We start from the raw sequence: 23483 nt of genomic DNA on the forward strand, positions 1-23483 counted from the left end.
AAAATACAATGTAGTAAACTAAATTTTTTAAATCTTAGATAATAAAGATTGTTTTATACGTTATATCTATAAATTATGTGTTTTTTATAGATTACAATGAATAGATTGATAATGTTATCTCAACTGTAATAAATGTTTTACAATTTATATTGATTAATTGATATAGGTGTAATTGCACACGCTTTAAAACCTGTTGTTAATGGGTTGAATACTTGCAAGAGGGGAGTGATATTCCATTTGTATTAATAAATTTTAAGGGGGGGAACAAATTCCGCATTAATTCTCATGTTTATAAATAAACGCTAATAAAACCTGATAATGACTTAACCACTCAATAATATTCGTGCATGGATTGATAACGATAAAAACGTCGCTATGAGTTAATTAGTTTAATTTAAGTTCGGGTTATCGATTCAATGACCACGTTTTTATTAATTCCATCAATCACTTCAGCATGTCCAATCTGGGTTGGAATCACTAATCTCAGTTTGCCTGATAGGACTTTTTTGTCACGGAGCATGTGTGGTATATAAGATTCAATCGACATTTGTGTTGGTCTAACAACTGGTAGTTTGGCTTTTATGAGTAAATTTTTAATGCGATCGATTTCTGTCACTGAAAGTTTACCCAATATGGATGCAGTATGTGCAGCCATGATCATTCCCACACTGACTGCTTCACCATGTAGCCAATTGCCATAGCCAAGTTCGGCTTCGATTGCATGTCCATAAGTATGACCAAGGTTTAGTATTGCTCGCATATCTTGTTCGGTTTCATCTGCGGCTACCACTTGGGCTTTAAGTTCACAGCAGCGATAAATACAGTAACTTAACGCATCTACATCTAAATTTAGTAAATCATTAATATGCAGTTCTAACCAATTAAAAAAATCACTATCTAAAATAATGCCATACTTAATCACTTCTGCTAAACCTGCCGAAAGTTCACGCTGGGGTAGCGTTTTTAGACAATGAAGATCAATGACAACTGCTTGTGGCTGATAAAATGCGCCAATCATATTTTTGCCCAATGGGTGGTTAATCGCAGTTTTACCGCCTACCGATGAGTCAACTTGGGAAAGTAATGTCGTGGGTACTTGGATGAATTTAATACCACGTTGATAAGCTGACGCTGCAAATCCTGCTACATCACCAATCACGCCACCACCTAATGCAATCAGGATTGAATTACGGGTATGGTTATTGGCAAGTAACGCCGTTAACATCTTATTCCATGTTTCCATCGTTTTGTATTGTTCACCGTCAGGAACAATAATACAATCCGTTTCAATGCCATGCGTTTCAAGCATGTCGATTAGATTTTGTAAATAAAGTGGTGCAATGGTTTCATTTGTTGCAATCATTACCCGTTGACCTGCTTGAAGTTTAAAATGTTCAAATTCATTAAGAAGGTTTTCACCAATAGTGATGGGATAGCTACGTTTTGCTAGTGCCACATTTAGAATTTTTTGCATAATCATTTCCAAACAAGTTCAAGTCGAGTTAATGTTGCATGTTAGCGATAAAAATGTGGCAGTGCAACATAGAATCATTTAAACTTATCGGCAATTTTGTTTTATGAAATTAAATTTTATATGGCTATATCTATTGTTTTAGCACAAAAAAATTGGCGTGTGGGCGATATAGAAGGCAATACTGAGCAGATTATTGAACTGATCAAGCACCATTCATGCCACGACCTGATTATATTCTCAGAACTAGCTTTATGTGGTTATCCCCCAGAGGATCTTATTTTCCGATCCGATTTTAAAGCGCGTTGCCAAAAAGCGTTATTGTCTATTCAAGATGCAAGCAAGCAGTGTGCTGTTATAGTTGGTCATCCATCTTGGCAAAATGGAGAAATCTATAATTCACTTTCATTTTTTTCTGAAGGAAAACAGTTGGCTTGTTATCATAAGCAGCTATTGCCAAACTATGATGTTTTTGATGAAAAGCGCTATTTTACAGCCGGAAATCAAAGCGGTGTTGTCTCTTTCAAAGGAAAGAAAATAGGTTTATTGATTTGTGAAGATCTTTGGCAAAATGATCCTATCGATCAGCTTAGTGAACAAAAAGTTGATTTGGTGATCACAATAAATGCTTCTCCTTATGATTATCAAAAACAGAAAAATCGTCAAGCATTGATCCAAGATCATGCTATCCGAACACAACTACCGATTGTTTATGTTAATCAAATTGGAGGGCAAGATGAGTTAATCTTTGATGGCGGCTCGTTTGTTTGCAATGAAAAAGGTGAGATTGTTTGTCAACTTAATCAGTTTGAAGAACAAATTACTCATTTTGAATTTGGTCTCGATCATCCAGCACTGGAAATTTGTCAGAATCATGATTTAGCTTCTGTCTATGATGCGTTAGTGCTTGCAACACGTGATTATATTACGAAAAATGGTTTTCAAGGCGCAGTATTAGGGCTTTCAGGAGGGATTGATTCTGCTTTAACACTCGCCATTGCGGTTGATGCGTTAGGTAAAGATAAAGTACAAGCGGTAATGATGCCATTTCGATATACTGCTGATATCAGTATCGCCGATGCTAAAGAAGAAGCCGAAATTTTAGGTGTAGAATTTGATATTGTATCAATAGAACCAATGTTTGATGCATTTATGTCGTCTTTAAGTCCCATGTTTGCCGGAACACAAAAAGATACCACTGAAGAGAATTTACAAGCCCGTTGTCGGGGTGTCATTTTAATGGCACTGTCCAATAAACGTCGCAGACTGGTGTTAACAACCGGTAATAAAAGTGAAATGTCGGTCGGTTATGCCACTCTATATGGTGACATGGCAGGCGGATTTGATGTACTTAAAGATGTACCTAAAACCTTGGTTTTTGCATTATCCAAATACCGAAATACACGATCTTATGTTATTCCAGAACGCGTCATTACTCGTCCGCCTTCAGCCGAACTTGCACCTGATCAGAAAGACGAAGATAGTTTACCTCCTTATGATATTTTAGATGGTATTTTAAAAGGCTATGTTGAGCAGGATCTTTCCGTTGCAGAACTGGTTGAGCAAGGCTATGATGAATCAACAATAAGACGAGTCATAAAATTAGTTGATATTAATGAATATAAACGTCGCCAATCAGCAGTAGGGCCTAAAATTACGGCACGTAACTTTGGTAAAGGCAGACGTTATCCGATTACTTCTGCTTTTGGATTTAAGAATTGGTAATATCGAATAAAAGGCAAATAGAGATGAAAAAAATTGAAGCGATTATCAAACCCTTTAAATTAGATGATATTAGAGAGGCGCTTGCTGATCAAGGTATTACTGGTATGACGGTGACCGAAGTTAAAGGTTTTGGTCGCCAAAAAGGACATACAGAGCTGTATCGTGGTGCTGAATATATGGTAGATTTTTTACCCAAAGTAAAAATTGAACTGATTGTTCCTGATGATATTTTAGAAATGTGTATTGAAACAATTATGAAAACAGCACAAACAGGAAAAATTGGGGACGGTAAGATTTTTGTGTATAACGTAGAACAGGTAATACGTATTCGAACGGGTGAAATGGACGAGTTAGCAATTTAATTTATCAAATGTTACTGAATATCAGGGCGTTCTCGCCTAAGCAGTTCAGATGTGACGGCGCCTTGAATCGAACACATAAGTAAAGTCATACTGCCATTTTTCTCAAGTAATAGCAATTTTTCAATCGTATTAGGTGCAGGAATCGTTTTTACACCAACAACAGTACCAGTATTAGTATGCCAAACTTGATTATCATCATTGAGGCTCCGAATTTTAGGATTGGCAATATAAAGCTGGTTATCTTCCATGTTTTTCCAGTTTAGGTAATTTAATGTATTTTTGATTTGATTAATATCATTATCAATAATGAATCCCCAAAAATAATATTTACCAATTTTGCCTAAATCCATTGCACTGTCATAGTAACCTTTTATCGTTAAATTTTTGTATTTGATAGGCAGCGAAAAATACATAAAATTTTTACCCGTATCAAATCGATTAGTGACAGGAATATAAGCCAGATTACCGTCAAAAATTTGGATATTGGTAAAACGTTTTAGCTCATCTTTATTGCTATAAACAGTATTGAAAAAATTTGGATTACATAGGACGAACGAATCTATTAGTGGTTGTCGATCAGCAGATGCCACAAACGAAAAAAATAGAGAAAATAAACCAAAAATTTTTTTAATCATGATAATGGATAAAGACAAAATGAATTTAATAAAATCTACTGGAAGAGATTGTATAATTATTAAGTCAGAATAACAATCTTTAACCTACTTTTCTTTTGGAATTCTGGGTCGAAAAACACCTAAAATTTACAATTGCAACACTTTTTTTGATATTTGTCATTAATAACAATAAATATTTCGATAATTAATAACTTTTGTCTAATTATGGAAGGTAGATCGCAATAATGATTAATAGATACTAAAATTAGTTGGAGTATTGAATAAAATACGATAATTTTGATTTGATAATTAAGTTGGTTAAGTGATTTAGTATAGAATTAAGTAAAAAAATGGAAATAAAATATGAGTTCAACCTTTGCAAATCAAATATTAACAAAATTCTCTGGCTTTAATGGCATTTCAATTAAAACCTTTTTTGGTGGGTTCAGCATTAGTAGCGATACAACAATGTTTGGATGGATAAGTCAAACGGATTTCTATTTAAGAGGTCATACATCATACCGTTCATTCTTTATAGAACAAGGTATGCAACCGCTAACGTTATCATCAGGTGTTTTAACCAAATTACTTGATTATTATAAAGTTAAGGATGAGTGGCTCAATGATCTGCCAAAATTGCATTCATTGGCTAAAATGGCGATTGAATATGCTAAACAAGAAAAACATGAAAAAAACGAAATAAAAACGAATCGAATAAAAGAGCTACCCAATATGACATTATCATTAGAGCGATTATTGTGTAGTGTTGGAATAAAAGATGTCGAAACTTATCGTAAAATAGGGTATTTAGAAACCTATCATAAAATTAAGTCTAAAAAAGCTGAAATCTCTAAAAATATTCTCTTTGTCTTATATGGTTCATTACACCGATGCCATGTTGCATCATTATCAAAAACGACTAAAAATGCAATAGAGACTGCATATCAAGATTTTTTAAAGCAACGAAAAAAAGACTAACATTATAATCGTCATTTTGGGGTGTTAATCACACAAATAAAATGGTCACTATAGTTATCTAAAAAACATTACTGTTTGATGATAATTTTAGATAACTATATTTAGGGTGATCAAACGATCAGTTATGAAGATGATCTTCTTCTAGGTGGACGTCTAAACGCTTTTGGCGCTGGTAAGTCCGTTAACAATGCCGAAGGATCATATTGACTAACAGGGATTGCATGCGCAATAGCTTTTTCAATGGCTGGCAAATTTTGTGAGTATCGTTCACAAGCCAAAGAAATTGAATTACCTTCAGCTCCTGCTCGACCAGTACGACCAATACGGTGACGGTAATCATCACAATCATCAGGAAGATCATAGTTAAAAACATGTGTTACATTCGGGATATGTAAACCACGTGCTGCAACATCTGTTGCAACGAGAATATCAATATCACCTCGCGTGAATTGTTCCAAAATTGATAAACGTTTTTTCTGAGCAATATCACCCGTTAATAATCCTACTCGGTGACCATCAGCAACTAAATGACGCCAGATTTTTTCACATGCAATTTTAGTATTTGCAAAAATGATACAACGGTCTGGCCATTCTTCTTCGATAAGTGTCTGTAATAAAGCTAATTTATCTTCATTTGATGGAAAAAATAATTCTTCTTTAATGCGGTGACCAATTTTTTGTTCTGGTTCTACTTCAACATATTGAGGATTGTTCATATGCTCAAATGCAAGTTCGCGTACATTATGCGTTAACGTAGCAGAAAATAACATCGTTAAGCGTTTTTCTGGCGGTGTCATATGTTTAAATATCCAACGTACATCTCGAATAAAACCTAAATCAAACATTCGATCAGCTTCATCTAAAACTACAACTTGAATTGATTCTAAATTGATATATTTTTGTTTAGCATAATCTATTAAGCGACCAGTTGTTGCAATTAAAATATCTACACCTGCGGATAACATTTTTAATTGTTTATCATAGCCATCACCACCATAGGCTAATCCTAATTTTAATCCGGTTTCGTTAGATAATAACTCTGCATCATGATAAATTTGCACAACTAATTCACGCGTTGGGGCAATAATGATAGCTCGAGGTTGATTTGCTTTATGATCTGGCAAGGGTTGATGATTCAACAAATAGTTAAATGTTGATGCCAAAAACGCCATTGTTTTGCCTGTTCCAGTTTGTCCTTGACCGGCGATATCAATTCCTTTTGTTGTAAAGGGTAAAGCTTGTTCTTGAATTGGTGTACAATAAACAAACCCTTTTTTCTCAAGTGCTTTAATCACTAATGGATGAAGCGGAAATTGATTAAATGTTGTTTTTGTTAGATAAGATTGAATCATTGTGGTTTTAAGTTTAATTATCGGAATAGTGAGATTATAACATATTAAACTTGCGGTCATCACTAATAATTATACCCTATTATAATAATTACTAGCGAAGAAAACGAAAATATCCTAATATAAAACCATGTAATTCTATATTTGGAGAAAATAAATGAGCAATAATATTGTTTCTCTTACTGAAACGACTTTTGATAATGCAATCAAAGAAGCAACAAAGCCTGTATTGGTTGATTTCTGGGCTGAATGGTGTGGGCCGTGTAAAATGTTAGCCCCAATTTTAGAAGAAGTTGCCCAAGAATATAGTGATAAAATTGTGATTGCAAAATTAGATGTGCAAGAAAACCCAAATATTGCACCGAAATTTGGTATTAGAGGCATTCCAACACTATTGATTTTTAAAAATGGTCAAGTGGTTGCAACTCAAGTCGGTGTATTGTCTAAAGCTCAACTTAAAAGTTTCATTGATGAACAACTTTAATGTTGTTTTAGATTTTTCGAATAAATTGATTTTAGTACCTAAAGCATAAAAAGAGTAATTAAATTGCGTATTACTCTTTTACTCATTTACTTATTGTAATAATAATATTTACAAATTTATTAAAACAAACTGAATTTATTATAGACATATTACTGTTTTTAGTGTAAATTGCTAGCTCTTACGAAGACCCCTTTCTACAATTCATTGTTTTTCTTGATAAAGTGGTGAAAATTCTATATTCAGATATTAAATTATCATTAAAAGCTTCATAACAAATTGAATTTGTGTATTGTCAGAGAGAGAATTTTTTTATAAGTAAATGAAACGATTATACAAAAATAACATTAATTGCAAACATATCAATTTTATCCTCAAGAATTTTTAAAATTATGAATTTAACTGAATTAAAAAACACATCTGTTTCCGAGCTAGTAGCGCTCGGTGAAAAAACAATGGGGCTAGAAAATCTTGCCCGTCTTAGAAAACAAGACATTATCTTTGCAATCCTTAAACAACATGCCAAAAGTGGTGAAGATATTTTTGGTGATGGTGTGCTTGAAATTTTGCAAGATGGATTCGGATTTTTACGTTCAGCTGATAGCTCTTATTTAGCAGGACCTGATGATATTTATGTCTCACCAAGTCAAATTAGACGATTCAATTTAAGAACTGGTGATACCATTGCAGGTAAAATCAGACCGCCTAAGGAAGGCGAGCGTTATTTTGCTTTGTTAAAAGTGAATGAAGTCAATCATGACAAGCCTGAAGATGCCCGCAATAAAATTCTTTTCGAAAACTTAACTCCACTTCATCCTAATTCCCGTTTACGTATGGAACGTGGGAATGGATCAACTGAAGATATCACCGCCAGAGTACTTGATTTAGCTTCGCCAATTGGTAAAGGTCAACGTGGTTTAATCGTTGCTCCGCCGAAAGCGGGTAAAACAATGTTGTTGCAAAATATTGCTCAAAGCTTAGCGGTTAATCATCCTGAATGTGAACTGGTCGTATTGATGATTGATGAACGTCCAGAAGAAGTTACCGAAATGCAACGTTTAGTTAAAGGTGAAGTGGTAGCATCAACCTTTGACGAACCAGCAGCAAGACATGTTCAAGTTGCTGAAATGGTTATTGAGCGAGCAAAACGCTTAGTTGAACATAAAAAAGATGTCATTATTTTGTTAGACTCTATTACGCGTTTAGCTCGAGCTTATAACACAGTGGTTCCGTCATCGGGTAAAGTATTAACCGGTGGTGTAGATGCCAATGCGTTACATCGTCCAAAACGCTTTTTTGGTGCTGCTCGTAATGTCGAAGAGGGTGGTAGTTTAACGATTATTGCTACTGCGTTGATTGACACAGGTTCAAAAATGGACGAAGTCATTTACGAAGAGTTTAAAGGTACGGGTAATATGGAAGTGCATTTATCTCGTAAAATCGCTGAGCGTCGTGTATTCCCGGCTATTGATTTTAACCGTTCAGGTACGCGTAAAGAAGATTTAATGACTTCACCGGATGAACTACAAAAAATGTGGATCTTACGCAAGATTCTTAACCCTATGGGTGAAATCGATGCAATGGAGTTTTTAATTGATAAACTTGCCATGACTAAAACGAATGACGAGTTTTTTGAAATGATGAAACGCTCATGATTTTTAGGGTAGGGATGTTAAACCAGTAAAGTTATAAAAATGCCGTATTCTATGCTGATACGGCATTTTTTGTGGCAAATATAGCATAATTTTATTTTATAAAACTTATTTAAAGTTTTGGATGTTGTTAAAAACCTTATTAGAAAGGTTGTATAAGATTAAATAAAGGAGCCAAATCATGTCTAAACAACAAATCGGTGTTATTGGAATGGCGGTCATGGGGCGTAACCTTGCGCTCAATATTGAAAGTCGTGGGTTTTCTGTTGCTATTTACAACCGTTCTAAAGATAAAACAGAGCAAGTTGTCGCTGAGAATTCCGATAAACAATTGGTTCCTTACTTTACGATTGAAGATTTTGTCAATGCTCTGGAAAAGCCGCGTCGTATATTAATAATGGTTCAAGCAGGTAAAGGGACTGATGCGGTAATTGATGAATTACGTCCTTTACTTGATAAAGGCGATATAATCATTGATGGTGGTAATGCTTATTTTGAAGATACGATTCGCCGTAATAAAACACTTTCTGAAGAAGGATTTAACTTTATTGGTGCCGGTGTTTCAGGTGGTGAAGAAGGGGCATTAAAAGGTCCTTCAATTATGCCTGGCGGTCAAAAAGAAGCTTACGAATTAGTCGCTCCAATCTTGGAAAAAATTGCCGCTAAAGTAAATGGTGAACCTTGCGTGACTTATATCGGACCAGATGGGGCTGGTCATTACGTCAAAATGGCTCATAACGGTATTGAATATGGCGATATGCAATTAATTGCTGAAAGTTATTCTTTATTAAAACACGCAGCAGGTCTAAATAATGATGAGCTTGCTCAAGTATTTACTGAATGGAACAAAGGTGAATTAGATAGTTATCTTATCGAAATTACGGCCGATATCTTTAAACATAAAGATAAAGACGGTAATTATTTAGTGGATGTGATTCTTGATGCAGCAGGTAATAAAGGAACGGGTAAATGGACTAGCCAAAGTGCTTTAGATTTAGGTGAACCTTTATCATTAATTACTGAGTCAGTATTTGCACGCTATCTTTCTGCAATTAAAGAACAACGTGTTGTGGCGTCCAAAGTTTTAAGCGGACCGAAACAGGTTGCTTATTCGGGTGATAAACAAGCGTTAATTGAAAAAATCCGTAAAGCGCTTTATATGGGTAAAATTATCTCTTATGCTCAAGGTTTCGCTCAATTAAAAGCCGCTTCTCATCAATATCAATGGAATTTGAATTATGGTGAAATTGCGAAAATCTTCAGAGCAGGTTGTATTATTCGTGCTCAGTTCTTACAAAAAATCACTGATGCCTATGCGGCGAATAACGACATTGATAATTTATTACTCGCTCCATACTTCACGCAAACCGTTGAAGCTTACCAACAATCACTGCGTGATGTTGTGTCTTTAGCTGTACAACAAGGGATTGCTGTACCGACATTATCGGCAGCAATTGCATACTATGATAGCTATCGTTCAGCGGTATTACCAGCAAATCTAATTCAAGCACAACGAGATTATTTTGGTGCTCATACTTATAAGCGTATCGACAAAGAAGGTGTTTTCCACACTGATTGGTTGAATAATGAGTCTTAAAATATAAAAACTTACTCCTGTTTGACAACATAAAGTGCAAGTGAGTCTTGCACTTTTTTTGTGCTTGATATTTCTTTGCAAAATAACCTTTCTTGTTTTCGAGCTTTACATATCAAAAGACTTGTCGTACTTGGCTTAAAGCTTGTCAAGTAATTTAATTTAGTAAAATATCTAGAAAAACACAATATATGGTGTATAATCTTAATATATCTACTATATATAGTATTGTTTAAGCTATGTGATAATCTCTGTCTATCTCAAAAAACACTTAATATTCTTACGAGAAACGAATAATTCTTAATAATTACAATGAATATTAATATGTGTACTTAACCTTGTCCAAGCGCTAATTATTAATGAATATTGAGGAGTATATATGCCTGTAGTTATCAAACGTGATGGTTGTCAAACTGCGTTCAATGAGATTCGCATTAAAGATGCTATAGTCAAAGCTGCTGTTGCAGCGAATGTTAATGATCCAGATTATTGTGCTGAAGTTGCTCGTATTGTTACTAATCAGATGAGCGAACGTGAAAGCGTTGATATCAATGAAATCCAAAATGCCGTTGAAAACCAATTAATGTCAGGCCCTTATAAAAAATTAGCGAGAACTTATATCGAATATCGTCACGACCGTGATCGTGCTCGTGAAGAGCGTAGTCGTTTAAATCAAGATATTCGTGGGCTAATCGAACAAAGTAATGTGGCTATTTTGAATGAAAATGCTAATAAAGATAGTAAAGTGATTCCAACTCAGCGTGATCTACTGGCAGGTATTGTGGCAAAGCATTATGCCAAACAGTATTTGTTACCAAAAGATGTTTCTCGTGCTCATGATGTTGGAGAAATCCATTATCATGACTTGGATTATGCGCCTTTTTTCCCAATGTTTAACTGTATGTTAATTGATTTAGATGGAATGTTAACCAATGGTTTTAAAATGGGTAACGCCGAAATTGAACCGCCAAAATCTATTGCAACTGCCACTGCGGTTACCGCACAAATAATCGCTCAAGTCGCAAGTCATATCTATGGTGGAACAACAATCAATCGCATTGATGAAATATTAGCAAAATTTGTAACCATTAGTTATCAAAAACATAAACAAATTGCTGAAGAATGGCATATTCCAAATCCTGAAGCTTATGCAGAAAGTCGAACGCAAAAAGAGTGTTATGATGCGTTTCAATCGCTTGAATACGAAGTTAATACCTTACACACCGCTAATGGTCAAACACCATTTGTAACGTTTGGTTTTGGTTTAGGTACCAGTTGGGAATCACGTTTAATCCAAGAATCCATTTTAAAAGTTCGCATTAAAGGTTTAGGTAAAAATCACAAAACTGCTGTGTTTCCTAAACTTGTTTTTGCTATTAAAGATGGTATTAATCGTCAGCCTGATGACAAAAATTACGATATTAAACAACTTGCATTAGAGTGTGCAAGTAAACGCATGTATCCTGATATTTTAAACTACGATAAAGTTGTTGAAGTGACTGGTTCATTCAAAACACCTATGGGATGTCGAAGCTTTTTAGGTGTTTATGAAGAAGACGGTGAACAACTTCATGACGGACGTAATAATCTAGGTGTGATTAGTTTAAACTTGCCACGTATTGCCATTGAAGCAAAAGGTAATGAAGCAAGTTTCTGGGAAATTTTAGATAAACGTTTAGCACTTTGTAAAAAAGCATTGATGACACGCATTGCCCGTCTGGATGGTGTTAAAGCACGTGTTGCACCAATTTTATATATGGAAGGGGCATGTGGCGTAAGACTAAAAGAAGATGATAGTGTATCTGAAATTTTCAAAAATGGTCGAGCTTCAATTTCGCTTGGTTATATTGGGCTTCATGAAACATTAAATGCATTATACGGTAATCAAACACATCCTTTTGATAGCGAAATTTTACGTGAAAAAGGCGTAGCTATTGTTGAACATTTACGTAAAGCAGTTGAACAATGGAAAGAGGAAACTGGTTACGGATTTAGTCTATACAGTACACCAAGTGAAAACTTATGCGATCGCTTCTGCCGTCTTGATACAGCTGAATTTGGTGTTATACCAGGAGTGACAGATAAAGGTTACTATACCAATAGTTTCCATTTAGACGTTGAGAAAAAAGTGAATCCGTACGAAAAAATTGAGTTTGAAAAAGCATATCCTGCGGTGGCAAATGGTGGGTTTATCTGTTACGGTGAATATCCAAATATGATTAACAATGTTAAAGCGTTAGAAGATGTTTGGGATTATAGCTATTCTCGAGTACCTTACTATGGTACCAATACGCCAATTGATGAATGTTATGAATGTGGTTATACCGGTGAATTTTCATGTACCAGTAAAGGGTTTGTCTGCCCAAGTTGTGGTAATCATGATTCGGCTAAAGTCTCGGTAACTCGCCGTGTTTGTGGGTATTTAGGTAGTCCCGATGCACGTCCATTCAATGCAGGTAAACAAGAAGAAGTTAAACGTCGTGTTAAACATTTAGATAATGGGCAAATTGGTTAAAAAATTATTACCTATTTATGAACTATCATCGTTACTATCCTGTTGATGTTGTAAATGGTGAAGGTACTCGATGTACGCTTTTTGTCGCTGGCTGCGTTCATCAATGTCGTGGCTGCTACAATAAAAGTACATGGTCATTAGATTCGGGTTTACCATTTACACAGTCAGTAGAAGATCAAATCATCAAAGATTTACAAGATACAGAAATAAAACGTCAAGGATTATCGCTTTCAGGCGGTGATCCTTTGCACCCTCAAAATGTGCCGACAATTTTAAAATTGGTAAAACGTGTAAAAACAGAATGTGAAAACAAAGATATCTGGCTTTGGACTGGCTATAAACTTGATGAGTTAACAGCGGAACAACAGGCTGTCATTCCTTATATTGATGTCTTAATTGATGGCAAATTTATTCAAGAACAAGCCGATCCAAAGCTATTATGGCGAGGAAGCAGTAATCAAATTATCTACCGCTTCAAATAAATTTAAACCAATAATTATTGATCTTTGTGTAAATTTAAAAGATAAGAAATCGCTTCTCTATAATTAATCTCAAGATTTTCGCTACTTGATGAAGTAATATGCAAATCGGTAATCTTACCATTATCAATGCCATACACCCATCCATGTAAATTGACTTTTTGACCGCGTTGCCAAGCTGACTGAATAATGGTTGAATGTCCTAAATTATAAACTTGTTCAATAACATTTAATTCGCATAATATATCCATGCGAAGTTCTGGCGCAAATTTTCCAAGTAGTGAACTATTTCGAAACCATAGGTCACGAATATGTAACAACCAATTATTGATTAAACCGAGATCTGGATTTTCGACTGCAGCTCGAATTCCTCCACAGTCTAAATGACCACAAACGATAATATCTTCAATTTTTAGCACATCAACAGCATATTGCACGACCGATAAACAGTTAAGATCTGTGTGAATTACTTGATTACCGACATTTCTATGGACAAACATCTCTCCGGGTTTGAGTTTGATCAGTTTTTCTGCTGGAACACGGCTATCCGAACAGCCGATCCATAAAAATTTAGGGTTTTGTTTAACCGCAAGTTGTTTAAAAAATTCAGGGTCTTCCTGCTCAATCTTTTCTGACCATTCGTGATTAAAACGAATTAAATCGTTTACGTCAAACATAATAATTATTTCCTAATTTATTTCATCAATATTATTAAACTAATTTATTATTTAATTAACAGTATGCAGTCTAATATAATTTATTCCATATTTATATGCTGAAATTTACTTTTCATGATTAATTTACGCCAAAAAGGGGTGGTTAATATTTTGGCTTTGACTATTTTACTGTACAGCTTTAATCGTAACGGCAAAGTTTTAAAATAGTATCGTTTATTCGGATCGGGATCAGCGCTATTTAAAATTTTACTTAAAATCTCGGCGCTATCAAGTGCATAACTAATGCCTTCTAAAGAACTGGCACTAATAAATCCTGCTGCTTCACCGATTAAAAAAATGTTCTCGTTTCCTGTATAAAAATCACGAAAGCGGTTTGGATAAATCACTAAGCATTTTTCGGTCTTATGGGGTTCCCCGAAAATAAATCCTTGCTGAGTTAATTTTTCTTTCAGATTTTCAAACTGTTGATTGGCGGTTTTTTTAGGAAAGGCGCCACCAAAAATAAATGACCCGTCTTTTGAAATGCTCCAAGCATAACAATTGGTTGATTGATTATCAAAAATACAAGAATAAAAAGGATGGGGATGCTTTTCTGAAAACCATTGTTGTATAGCAACATACTGTCTTATTGAATGGGAAGGATAACGCATTCGTCTCACTAAAGAATTTGCCCCATCTGCGCCAACAACATAACGAGTTGTGATTTTATGTTCTATGTTATTTTCATCAAGATAAGTAATTTGATAACCTTCTATAATACGCATAACCTCTTTGCATAATGTATTGTGATGCACTTCAACAGAGGATGGAATTAGTGATTTCAACCATAAATCGAATTTATGCCGATTGAAACTAACATAAGTACGTTGATAATTACGAACAAGATTTGTTTGTAGATCATAAGTTTTTACGCTGAAAATTTGCGGATTAGATAAAATATCAGTAGGTAAATTAAGTTTTTGCCGAATAAATGATTTTTGTGCATCATTAGCGAGTAATCCACCACAAGGCTTATGAAAACCTGCATCACCGGATTGATGTTTTTTATCCAATGCAATAATTTTAAATGATGGGCTAAGTAAACGAGCTAAGGTACTGCCTGCAGGTCCAAGACCTACAATTGCGATATCATAATCCATACTATTAAGTCAGTTATCCTATAAATATTAAATAGGGTCTATGTTATCATATTTGGATTTGATATTACTATTATGTATGCGGTTTGGGATATATGATTTATCTTCAAATGATCGGTAAATAGACCTTTTGGCAAAAAAGTAAGTCCAGTTCAGAAAATCTAAAAATTTATGTTGAAAACAAGTTATATTTTTTGTTTTGATTAGAGGGAACAAATAAATTAAAAAAAGTACCCGATTAATTGAAAAAATGGATTTTGTATTACATAAAAGAAAATGAAAATTTAACCGTTATTAAATGCCAATAAAGAAGCGTGAATACCATATAATTTTTTAATAACGGAATAAATTGATGTAATAAACCATTGATGCAAGTTGACGATTAAATTTCCATAGTTTTTAAAAACGCCTGATTCAACTCGTCAAAAGGTAAGGGGCGACTGATAACAATTAATTTCGACACTTTCTCTTGTTCATTTTGCCAAGGCGAACCATAATCAAATCCGACGACTTTATGAACGCCTTGCACTACTAAACGTTGTGCATTACCTTGTATAGCCAGTACACCTTTATAACGTAACATGTCATTACCATAGTGTTCAACAAGTTGTTCCATAAATGACCCTATCTTTTTTAAATTAAGTTCTTTTGCTTCGAAAAGATAGGTACAGATTTCATCATTTTTGAGTGAATGAGATTTTTTTAATGGAATGAGTTTAAAGCCTGGTGATTGGTGTTTTTGGCTCGTGTCAATAACAAACAAGCCTCGATTAATGTTGAGCTCATCACTCAAATCAAATGCGTGAATATCTAGCCATGCGGATTTTGGAAGTTGACCATTAACCGCTTCAATTATCATGGCTTTATGATTAATATGGTGAAGTCGATTTATAACGTGATTTTTTTGTTCATCATCAACACAATCTGTTTTTGTTAAAATAATGCGATCTGCAAAACCGATCTGTGAAAGGGCGACTCGATGCTCATCAAGATGTGTTAGTATGTGTTTAGCATCGACTAAAGTGACTATTGCATCTAATTGAATCGTTTCCCGAATCAATTCATCAATAAAAAAAGTTTGTATGATTGGCGCAGGATCAGCAAGCCCTGTCGTTTCAATAATAAGACGATCGAAATGTAATTCACCTGCGATTCGTTTAGCATGCAGTTGATGTAGTGCTTCAGTTAGTTCGCCTTGAATGGTACAACAAATACAACCATTAGTAATTTCGACAATTTGAATATCCGTGCTGACATTAAGTAAATTACTGTCAATATTTACTGGCCCGTATTCATTTTCGATAATAATTGTTTTTTCGTTATGGTTATTTTCTAATAAATAATTAATTAGTGTTGTTTTTCCTGCACCAAGAAAACCTGTTAATATCGTGACAGGAAGTAAAGAAGAATTAATTTGCTCAGTCATAACATATTCTTAATTGTTAACAACATTTAAACCCACCTTTACCAGAATAACGTGCTTCTTGGCGTTCTTTAAAAAACTCTTCATAAGTCATTGGCGTTTGTTCTGGATGGGTCAACTTCATATGTTGAACATAAGTATCATAATCGGGAATACCAACCATTAACTTAGCGGCCTGTCCAAGGTACTTACCAGCTTTTGCGAGTGAATCAAACATTTGTTTTCTCTTAAATAAAATTGTTTTTTGTTAAGTAATAATATCACGATAAACATGACAAATTTAACGGTGATTACTCTAAATAACAGTGTTTAACTATAAGGTGCTTGTTTATTTGAGTCAATCATTGTTTAGCTGAGATTTTATCAATTCATAAACAATATTGGAAAGTCTTTAACAAATCGCTTTTGAAAATAATGATAAGGTTGGTTTTTTTAGATATCTTATAAAATTCATTTATCTATTAGCAAATAACTTTTATAATATTTGCCAATTTATCAAACATAAGAGTTAACAATGGAAAAGTTTCACGTTACAGGTCCAACCTCACTTAATGGCGAAGTCGTTATTTCTGGTGCTAAAAATGCAGCGCTTCCAATTTTATTTGCAGCGATTTTAGCTGAAAAACCAGTTGAACTTCAAAATGTGCCTAAATTGAAAGATATTGATACGACTTTAGAATTATTAAGTCAGTTAGGTGTTAAATGTCAACGTAATGGTTCGATTCATCTTGATGCGAGTTGTCTCGATAACTATTGTGCTCCATATGAACTGGTTAAAACAATGCGTGCATCAATTTGGGCTTTAGGGCCGTTGGTTGCGCGTTTTGGACAAGGACAAGTTTCGTTACCGGGTGGCTGTGCTATTGGTGCCAGACCTGTTGATTTACATATCACTGGCCTACAACAATTAGGCGCAACAATTACCTTAGATGAAGGCTATGTTAAGGCTTCAGTTGAAGGACGATTAAAAGGTGCGCATATCGTAATGGACAAGGTCAGTGTTGGTGCTACCGTCACTATTATGTCTGCTGCCACCTTAGCAGAGGGTAAAACGATTATCGAGAATGCCGCTTGTGAACCAGAAATAGTTGATACAGCCAAATTTTTAAATATGCTAGGGGCAAAAATTACGGGTGCAGGAACTGTTCGTATCGAGATTGAAGGTGTTGAGCGTTTAGGCGGTGGCGTACACGAGATTGTCTCAGACCGAATTGAAACTGGTACTTTCCTTGTTGCAGCGGCAATCTCTAAAGGTAAAATTACATGTCGTAAAACCGATCCAACGCTACTTGATGCCGTCATTGCTAAATTGAAAGAAGCGGGTGCAAAAATTGAAACCGGCAAAGATTGGATATGTTTGGATATGGAAGGTAAACGTGCTAAGGCGGTCAATATACATACTGCACCACATCCAGGCTTTCCAACAGATATGCAAGCCCAATTTTCTCTCTTAAATATGGTTGCACAAGGAACGGGAATTATTAAAGAAACGATTTTCGAAAATCGATTTATGCATGTACCTGAGCTTGTACGTATGGGGGCCAGAGCTGAAATTGAAGGTAATACATTAATTACTCACGGTGTTGAAAAACTCAGTGGAACGCAAGTCATGGCAACTGATTTACGCGCTTCAGCAAGTTTAGTTCTTGCGGGCTGTATTGCTGAAGGTTCAACTATTGTTGATCGTATTTACCATATTGACCGTGGTTATGATAATATAGAAGATAAATTGAGAAAATTAGGCGCTAAAATTGAAAGGATTAAAGTAAATTAATCCTATCTAGTCTTTGTGATAACGGTTGATATGTTAAAAGGAGAACAATAATGACTAAACAAGCATTAGTATTCTTATCTCAAGGTTGTGAAGAAACTGAGGCCGTTACCACCATTGACTTATTGACCCGTGCAGGTATAAAAGTTATCACTGCAAGTATTTCTCAATCACGTGAAGTTGCGTGTTCTCGTGGGGTAACTATCCTTGCACAAAAAGTATTTTCCGAAATTAAACACACTGATTTTGATGTGGTTATTTTGCCGGGTGGTTTAAAAGGTGCGGAAAATTTTCGTGATTGTCCTGAGTTAATCGAAAAATTAAAACAAACACATCAGTCAGGTAATATTGTTGCGGCCATTTGTGCTTCACCTGCAATGGTTTTACAATATCATCATTTATTCCCGCATGCTTTTATGACCGGTTATCCAACAACTCAAGATGCATTTAAACATTGGAAAGCTGAAAGAGTATACTTTGACGAACAGTATAAAATCATTACTAGCCAAGGTCCTGCGACTTCAATTGATTTTGCTTTGAAAATTATTGATGCTTTATTAGGTAAAACTAAAGCGGCTGAAGTTGCTGAACAGTTAGTACTACCATCAGGAATTGAATCCTATCAATAAATAGGTATCAAATGTCAAATTCACATTTGTACGAAAAATTAGTTAAAAAAGCGACATTAAGTGCTGTCTTAATTTCTATTTTCTTAATTTCTATTAAGTTAATTACTTGTTGGTTCACGGGCTCAATCAGTTTATTTGCTTCACTGCTTGATTCAAGTATAGATTTAATCGCATCCGGTCTAAATTTCTTTCTTGTGAGATATGCACTAAAACCTGCTGATGATGATCATACTTTTGGTCATGGTAAAGCAGAATCGCTTGCTGCTTTAGCTCAAAGTACATTTATTATTGGATCTGCGACAATTTTGCTTCTTTCCAGCATTAAATCAATTGTTCATCCAACAGCACTTGATGTTCCGTTGTTTGGTATCATCGTGTCTGTCATTTCGACAGTCATTACTTGTGTCTTAGTGTTATATCAACGATATGTGATAAAAATTACGCAAAGCAAAGCGGTGAAAGCGGACATGCTGCATTACTCTTCGGATATGTTTATGAATGTCGCAGTAGTAATTGCACTATGTTTAAGTTGGTATGGCATTACTTATGCAGATGCTGTATTTGCATTTTTTATCGCTTTAGTCATTTGTTATAATGCTTATCAAATTGCCTACAACGCTATTCAAGATCTGCTTGATCGCGCATTGCCTGATAATGACAATCAAAAAATAGCTGAAATTGTGGCTTCATTTCCACAAGTACATGGTTTTCATGATTTAAAAACCAGACAAGCAGGACCTGTAAAATTTATTCAATTACACATTGAACTTGATGATAACATGCCATTAGTAAAAGCGCATGCCATAACCGATGCGGTTGAAAAACATCTTTCTAATGAATTTGCACCTGCCACAGTTATTATTCATCAAGATCCTATATCGGTTGTTCCTGCTGAAAAAATAAGCGATAAATTATAACCAAAAATAGCTTTTATATTTATTGTTAGATATCTGTTAAAACTCTATAATAGTTAAAAGTTAATTATTATTTGGAGTTATGTTGTATGATAAAAAAAATTGGTATCTTAACCAGTGGTGGTGATGCGCCAGGGATGAATGCTGCGATTCGTGGTGTGGTTAGAACGGCATTAACGGAAGGATTAGATGTTTTTGGTATTCACGATGGTTATTTAGGACTTTGTGAAGATCGAATTACTCAATTAGATCGTTCTAGTGTGTCCGATATTATTACACGAGGCGGTACATTTTTAGGTTCAGCAAGATTTCCTGAATTTAAAGATAAAGAGGTAAGAAAAAAAGCAATAGCGAATCTGCAAAAACACCAAATCGATGCATTAGTTGTCATTGGCGGTGACGGTTCTTATATGGGAGCAATGCGCTTAACCGAAGAAGGATTCCCTTGTATTGGTTTACCTGGCACAATTGATAATGATATTCGTGGTACCGACTATACAATTGGTTATTTTACCGCACTTAGCACCGCCGTAGAAGCTATCGATAGATTGCGTGATACTTGTTCTTCTCATCATCGTATTTCTGTAATTGAGATTATGGGACGTGATTGTGGTGATTTAACGTTAAATGCAGCTGTGGCTGGCGGTTGTGAATTCATGATTATCCCTGAAGTTTCTTATACTAAAGAAGACTTAATTGAAGAAATTAAACTCGGTTTTGCTAAGGGTAAAAAACATGCTATTGTAACCGTTACTGAGCATATGTGTGATGTTAATCAGCTTGCGGCTGATATTGAAGCTGCTGTACATCATGAAACCCGTGCTACTGTGCTTGGTCATGTTCAACGAGGTGGTTCACCAGTTCCTTACGATCGTATTTTAGGTTCTCGTATGGGTGCTTTCGCAGTCGAGTTGTTGCTACAAGGTCATGCTGGACGCTGTGTAGGTGTACAAAATGGTAAATTAGTTCATCACGACATTATAGAAGCAATTAATACAATGAAACGTCCGTTTGATATGGAATTATATAATGTTGCTAAACGTCTATTTTAGAATGTACAGCAATCTTTAAAAATATCAACAAATGGTAAATCAAATGAAGGTGAATAATTGAATATAATCGGAATATTACGTTTATATCAAAAGTTCACCTATGAAATACAAATGATGTGTTAATTGATCAAGTTAATACCGTTCTACTTTTTTAAATTTATATAATTAAAAAATTTCAGTATAAATTCAACAAAGTTAATATTATCCATAGGTAATCGATAAAAAATCAGGTTAACGAAGAAGTCGTTAATTCCGAAAAAATAAGTGAAAAATCTAAATAAAATTCCTTAATATAAATAAGTTGGTAACATTATAAACAAATAATTTCACACTTGATGCTTATTTTTCCAAATGTAAGGGGAACCGCATGTCACTTATCTATAAAGAAGACCCAGAAAGATTTTATATTCTTGATAATGATAAAGAAATAGCAGAAATGACATTTTCTCGTATTGGTCAAGACAAAGCGACAATTAATCACACTTTTGTGGATTCAATTTATCGAGGTCAAGGTTTGGCTGATAAATTACTCGATCTTACTGTCAAAAAATTAACCGAAGAACATCGAGAAATCATTCCTATCTGTTCGTTTGCTGCAAAGAAATTAAATAGACAACATTAATACAATATGACATTTCTTTGATAACTGTTTATCTTCGTTTTTATAAATACTTATTATTGTCGTTTAATTATATGATACAGTATAGAGAATTATATATTTTCTATTCTTATTAATAAAAATGACAACTGTAAAAGCTCAAAAAATTCATTCTATCCATGTGTTACGTGGCGTTGCAATTATAATGATTGTCTTCAGTCATTGCTTAGGTGTATTTATCAATAACAAAACCTTAATTGAAAATAGTTATCTTTACTCGTTTTTAAATTTATTTGCCTTTAATTTCACAACTTTTTTTGTGTTAATTGCGGGATTTCTATTTCAACATTTAACTTACAAATATGATACAAAGACATATTATTTATCCAAATTTAAAACGGTTGTCTGTCCTTATATCTCTGTATCAATATTTTGTTTTCTTTTTTTCCATTATCAACAATTATCACATTTGCCGTTTTTTTCTATTACGCAAACGAGTGTTGTGAGTCAGATTGCTATCATGATGCTAACCGGTTCGCAGTTATTACCGCTCTGGTTTATCCCAATGATTATCATTATTTATATTATGGCGCCTCTGTTTTATAAGTTATCTAAAAAGAATTTGATTGTTGCCGGTCTGATAGGTATGTTTTGGGTTGTTATGTTCACAAAACCTGACTTCACTAAACCGCTACTAAATTTATTACATTATGGTCCTGTCTATTTAATCGGAATGATGACTCGACAACATTATGAAACAATCATCAAAGCAATTAAAAATAACTTGTATCTGGTTATGGCTTTTTTAGGGTTGTGCTTTTTTGTTACTTTTGTTGGGCGTTATGTTGATAATCTTGGTGTAGAAAAACTTTGGCTTGATACGTTGCAAAAAATTATCTTATTTATGTTAGCACTTTATTTTTTAGATAGATTGAATCACAAAACAAATGACGGGATGGTTTATAAATTTTTCTCATTTATGGCTAATATAAGTTTTCCAATTTATTTTATTCATCAAATAATCATCATTGAGCTTTTAAAATTAATTCAAGTTTCACAACTGGGCAGTATTCTTAAAACAGAAAATGGTGAATTAGCTGCTATTGTTGCAGTTTGTTTATTAATATGCACATTGGCGTTCAGTGTGCTGGTTGCTTGTATAATAAAATTTATATTAAAAGATAAATCAGTTTATGTCATAGGTAGTATTCGATAACGTTAGCTTTAATTAAGCTTGGATAAAAAAATTATGGGTATAAAAAATAAAAATGATTGCAACAGCAGTTTTTTTAAATAAGAAGGATTAAGTAAAGTCATTATTGTTGCAAAGGTAAGGGGAATGAATAGGAATGTAATGATAATTATCTATCAAATTGTTTTTGCAAGACCTTATCGTCTGGGTTTGTTTTATGTCAAAAATTTATCGTAATTGGCTTTGAGTAAATATGAAACAAACGCACAAAAATTTGCAATAAACGCTTGCATGATTTTTTTAAGGCTCTATAATGCGCATCCACTGACACGGCGTCAGCGAAAGCAGGCGGTACAAGAGGTTAGTGAGCAGGATCAAAAATTTTGAAAAAAGATCTTGACGAATAAAAAGGTGTAGCGTAGTATACGCAGCCCTTGAGACAGTAAAAGCGAAAGCAAAAAAATACTGTCAGCTCTTTAAAAAGAAGAAACAGACAATCTGTGTGGGCACTTGCGAGACGAAAGAATAAAGTCTACGGACTCAAAAAATTAAGTCTTGATAAGTGACACTGAAGATTCATTTGAATATGTCAGAAACAGTTATTGAGCATCAAACTTTAAATTGAAGAGTTTGATCATGGCTCAGATTGAACGCTGGCGGCAGGCTTAACACATGCAAGTCGAACGGTAACATGAGTGCTTGCACTTGATGACGAGTGGCGGACGGGTGAGTAAGGTATGGGGATCTGCCAAATGGAGGGGGACAACAGTTGGAAACGACTGCTAATACCGCATAAAGTTGAGAGACCAAAGTACGGTTCCGCAAGGACGTGCGCCATTTGATGAACCCATATGGGATTAGCTAGTTGGTG

21 protein-coding genes and 1 rRNA gene are annotated in these 23483 nt (G+C 34.5%); 15 read left to right on the forward strand and 7 right to left on the reverse strand.

The features are described 5' to 3' along the window. Positions 1 to 394: 394 nt before the first annotated feature. Entirely contained in the window at positions 395 to 1474 is a 1080-nt protein-coding gene (gene aroB, locus A9G10_RS05890; RefSeq protein ID WP_065558661.1) for a 3-dehydroquinate synthase, read from the reverse strand. A gap of 120 nt (positions 1475 to 1594) precedes the next feature. Here aroB and A9G10_RS05895 point away from each other — a divergent pair, with 120 nt between their 5' ends. Continuing rightward, positions 1595 to 3196: an NAD+ synthase gene (locus A9G10_RS05895; RefSeq protein ID WP_065558662.1), complete on the forward strand. Its 1602-nt coding sequence runs from the start codon at positions 1595 to 1597 to the stop codon at positions 3194 to 3196. 23 nt (positions 3197 to 3219) lie between these two features. After that, on the forward strand, positions 3220 to 3558 hold the full coding sequence (gene glnB / locus A9G10_RS05900; RefSeq protein ID WP_065558663.1) for a nitrogen regulatory protein P-II: 339 nt from the start codon (positions 3220 to 3222) through the stop codon (positions 3556 to 3558). 11 nt (positions 3559 to 3569) lie between these two features. Here the strand turns inward: glnB and A9G10_RS05905 are convergent, their stop codons facing one another. Continuing rightward, the gene (locus tag A9G10_RS05905) at positions 3570 to 4193 is read right to left on the reverse strand and encodes a hypothetical protein (protein WP_065558664.1); all 624 of its coding nucleotides are present in this window, start codon (positions 4191 to 4193) and stop codon (positions 3570 to 3572) included. A gap of 342 nt (positions 4194 to 4535) precedes the next feature. Between A9G10_RS05905 and A9G10_RS05910 the strand changes: the two genes are divergently transcribed. Further along, positions 4536 to 5150, forward strand: a complete 615-nt coding sequence (locus A9G10_RS05910; protein WP_065558665.1) for a TfoX/Sxy family protein — start codon at positions 4536 to 4538, stop codon at positions 5148 to 5150. Between the two features lie 122 nt (positions 5151 to 5272). Here A9G10_RS05910 and rhlB read toward each other — a convergent pair whose 3' ends face one another. Next, entirely contained in the window at positions 5273 to 6502 is a 1230-nt protein-coding gene (gene rhlB, locus A9G10_RS05915) for an ATP-dependent RNA helicase RhlB (RefSeq protein ID WP_065558703.1), read from the reverse strand. A 154-nt stretch (positions 6503 to 6656) separates the two neighbouring features. Here rhlB and trxA point away from each other — a divergent pair, with 154 nt between their 5' ends. The 5 genes from trxA to nrdG all read left to right on the forward strand — a co-directional run bounded on the left by trxA (position 6657) and on the right by nrdG (position 13223). Next, positions 6657 to 6983 carry a thioredoxin TrxA gene (gene trxA / locus A9G10_RS05920; RefSeq protein ID WP_065558666.1) on the forward strand — a complete coding sequence of 109 codons (327 nt, stop codon included), beginning with the start codon at positions 6657 to 6659 and terminating at the stop codon, positions 6981 to 6983. Between the two features lie 389 nt (positions 6984 to 7372). Continuing rightward, positions 7373 to 8635 (forward strand): transcription termination factor Rho, encoded by a 1263-nt coding sequence (rho, locus tag A9G10_RS05925; RefSeq protein ID WP_025314498.1) that lies wholly within the window; start codon positions 7373 to 7375, stop codon positions 8633 to 8635. 178 nt (positions 8636 to 8813) lie between these two features. Then, positions 8814 to 10229 carry an NADP-dependent phosphogluconate dehydrogenase gene (gndA, locus tag A9G10_RS05930; RefSeq protein WP_065558667.1) on the forward strand — a complete coding sequence of 472 codons (1416 nt, stop codon included), beginning with the start codon at positions 8814 to 8816 and terminating at the stop codon, positions 10227 to 10229. Positions 10230 to 10605: 376 nt separating this feature from the next. Next, a complete protein-coding gene (nrdD, locus tag A9G10_RS05935; protein ID WP_065558668.1) occupies positions 10606 to 12741 on the forward strand; it encodes an anaerobic ribonucleoside-triphosphate reductase in 2136 nt (711 codons plus the stop codon). Between the two features lie 17 nt (positions 12742 to 12758). Beyond that, the gene (nrdG, locus tag A9G10_RS05940) at positions 12759 to 13223 is read left to right on the forward strand and encodes an anaerobic ribonucleoside-triphosphate reductase-activating protein (RefSeq protein WP_065558669.1); all 465 of its coding nucleotides are present in this window, start codon (positions 12759 to 12761) and stop codon (positions 13221 to 13223) included. A gap of 14 nt (positions 13224 to 13237) precedes the next feature. Here the strand turns inward: nrdG and can are convergent, their stop codons facing one another. From can to A9G10_RS05960, 4 genes are all read right to left on the reverse strand, one after another. Continuing rightward, on the reverse strand, positions 13238 to 13897 hold the full coding sequence (gene can, locus A9G10_RS05945) for a carbonate dehydratase (protein ID WP_065558670.1): 660 nt from the start codon (positions 13895 to 13897) through the stop codon (positions 13238 to 13240). An 80-nt stretch (positions 13898 to 13977) separates the two neighbouring features. Next, complete coding sequence (locus A9G10_RS05950; protein WP_065558671.1) at positions 13978 to 15036, reverse strand: FAD-binding protein; 1059 nt, start codon at positions 15034 to 15036, stop codon at positions 13978 to 13980. 379 nt (positions 15037 to 15415) lie between these two features. Then, entirely contained in the window at positions 15416 to 16459 is a 1044-nt protein-coding gene (locus A9G10_RS05955; RefSeq protein ID WP_065558672.1) for a CobW family GTP-binding protein, read from the reverse strand. Between the two features lie 16 nt (positions 16460 to 16475). Next, positions 16476 to 16673: a YbdD/YjiX family protein gene (locus A9G10_RS05960; protein WP_065558673.1), complete on the reverse strand. Its 198-nt coding sequence runs from the start codon at positions 16671 to 16673 to the stop codon at positions 16476 to 16478. Between the two features lie 297 nt (positions 16674 to 16970). On the opposite strand from A9G10_RS05960, the gene murA reads away from it, so the two are divergent. The 7 genes from murA to A9G10_RS05995 form a co-directional block, all read left to right on the forward strand. After that, positions 16971 to 18230: a UDP-N-acetylglucosamine 1-carboxyvinyltransferase gene (gene murA, locus A9G10_RS05965; RefSeq protein ID WP_065558674.1), complete on the forward strand. Its 1260-nt coding sequence runs from the start codon at positions 16971 to 16973 to the stop codon at positions 18228 to 18230. Between the two features lie 50 nt (positions 18231 to 18280). Beyond that, positions 18281 to 18856: a DJ-1 family glyoxalase III gene (locus A9G10_RS05970; protein WP_065558675.1), complete on the forward strand. Its 576-nt coding sequence runs from the start codon at positions 18281 to 18283 to the stop codon at positions 18854 to 18856. Between the two features lie 11 nt (positions 18857 to 18867). Further along, on the forward strand, positions 18868 to 19773 hold the full coding sequence (locus A9G10_RS05975; RefSeq protein WP_065558676.1) for a cation diffusion facilitator family transporter: 906 nt from the start codon (positions 18868 to 18870) through the stop codon (positions 19771 to 19773). A gap of 86 nt (positions 19774 to 19859) precedes the next feature. Beyond that, entirely contained in the window at positions 19860 to 20822 is a 963-nt protein-coding gene (pfkA, locus tag A9G10_RS05980; protein ID WP_065558677.1) for a 6-phosphofructokinase, read from the forward strand. A 367-nt stretch (positions 20823 to 21189) separates the two neighbouring features. Next, positions 21190 to 21444: a GNAT family N-acetyltransferase gene (locus tag A9G10_RS05985; protein WP_065558678.1), complete on the forward strand. Its 255-nt coding sequence runs from the start codon at positions 21190 to 21192 to the stop codon at positions 21442 to 21444. Positions 21445 to 21562: 118 nt separating this feature from the next. Then, positions 21563 to 22636, forward strand: coding sequence for an acyltransferase family protein (locus A9G10_RS05990; protein WP_065558679.1), 1074 nt, complete (start codon positions 21563 to 21565; stop codon positions 22634 to 22636). A 594-nt stretch (positions 22637 to 23230) separates the two neighbouring features. Further along, positions 23231 to 23483 (forward strand): 16S ribosomal RNA (locus A9G10_RS05995); the annotation flags it as partial.

It is taken from the genome of Gilliamella sp. wkB308 (genome assembly GCF_001690185.1).
In the GTDB taxonomy this organism is placed as follows: Bacteria; Pseudomonadota; Gammaproteobacteria; order Enterobacterales; family Orbaceae; genus Gilliamella; species Gilliamella apicola_I.

Coding starts and splice junctions, on each gene's coding strand:
- A9G10_RS05970 (WP_065558675.1), top strand. CDS start 18,281: ATGACTAAACAAGCATTAGTATTCTTATCTCAAGGTTGTGAAGAAACT.
- can (WP_065558670.1), bottom strand. CDS start 13,897: ATGTTTGACGTAAACGATTTAATTCGTTTTAATCACGAATGGTCAGAA.
- A9G10_RS05975 (WP_065558676.1), top strand. CDS start 18,868: ATGTCAAATTCACATTTGTACGAAAAATTAGTTAAAAAAGCGACATTA.
- A9G10_RS05950 (WP_065558671.1), bottom strand. CDS start 15,036: ATGGATTATGATATCGCAATTGTAGGTCTTGGACCTGCAGGCAGTACC.
- trxA (WP_065558666.1), top strand. CDS start 6,657: ATGAGCAATAATATTGTTTCTCTTACTGAAACGACTTTTGATAATGCA.
- rhlB (WP_065558703.1), bottom strand. CDS start 6,502: ATGATTCAATCTTATCTAACAAAAACAACATTTAATCAATTTCCGCTT.
- pfkA (WP_065558677.1), top strand. CDS start 19,860: ATGATAAAAAAAATTGGTATCTTAACCAGTGGTGGTGATGCGCCAGGG.
- A9G10_RS05895 (WP_065558662.1), top strand. CDS start 1,595: ATGGCTATATCTATTGTTTTAGCACAAAAAAATTGGCGTGTGGGCGAT.
- nrdG (WP_065558669.1), top strand. CDS start 12,759: ATGAACTATCATCGTTACTATCCTGTTGATGTTGTAAATGGTGAAGGT.
- glnB (WP_065558663.1), top strand. CDS start 3,220: ATGAAAAAAATTGAAGCGATTATCAAACCCTTTAAATTAGATGATATT.
- A9G10_RS05905 (WP_065558664.1), bottom strand. CDS start 4,193: ATGATTAAAAAAATTTTTGGTTTATTTTCTCTATTTTTTTCGTTTGTG.
- A9G10_RS05990 (WP_065558679.1), top strand. CDS start 21,563: ATGACAACTGTAAAAGCTCAAAAAATTCATTCTATCCATGTGTTACGT.
- A9G10_RS05910 (WP_065558665.1), top strand. CDS start 4,536: ATGAGTTCAACCTTTGCAAATCAAATATTAACAAAATTCTCTGGCTTT.
- A9G10_RS05955 (WP_065558672.1), bottom strand. CDS start 16,459: ATGACTGAGCAAATTAATTCTTCTTTACTTCCTGTCACGATATTAACA.
- A9G10_RS05985 (WP_065558678.1), top strand. CDS start 21,190: ATGTCACTTATCTATAAAGAAGACCCAGAAAGATTTTATATTCTTGAT.
- A9G10_RS05960 (WP_065558673.1), bottom strand. CDS start 16,673: ATGTTTGATTCACTCGCAAAAGCTGGTAAGTACCTTGGACAGGCCGCT.
- gndA (WP_065558667.1), top strand. CDS start 8,814: ATGTCTAAACAACAAATCGGTGTTATTGGAATGGCGGTCATGGGGCGT.
- rho (WP_025314498.1), top strand. CDS start 7,373: ATGAATTTAACTGAATTAAAAAACACATCTGTTTCCGAGCTAGTAGCG.
- nrdD (WP_065558668.1), top strand. CDS start 10,606: ATGCCTGTAGTTATCAAACGTGATGGTTGTCAAACTGCGTTCAATGAG.
- aroB (WP_065558661.1), bottom strand. CDS start 1,474: ATGCAAAAAATTCTAAATGTGGCACTAGCAAAACGTAGCTATCCCATC.
- murA (WP_065558674.1), top strand. CDS start 16,971: ATGGAAAAGTTTCACGTTACAGGTCCAACCTCACTTAATGGCGAAGTC.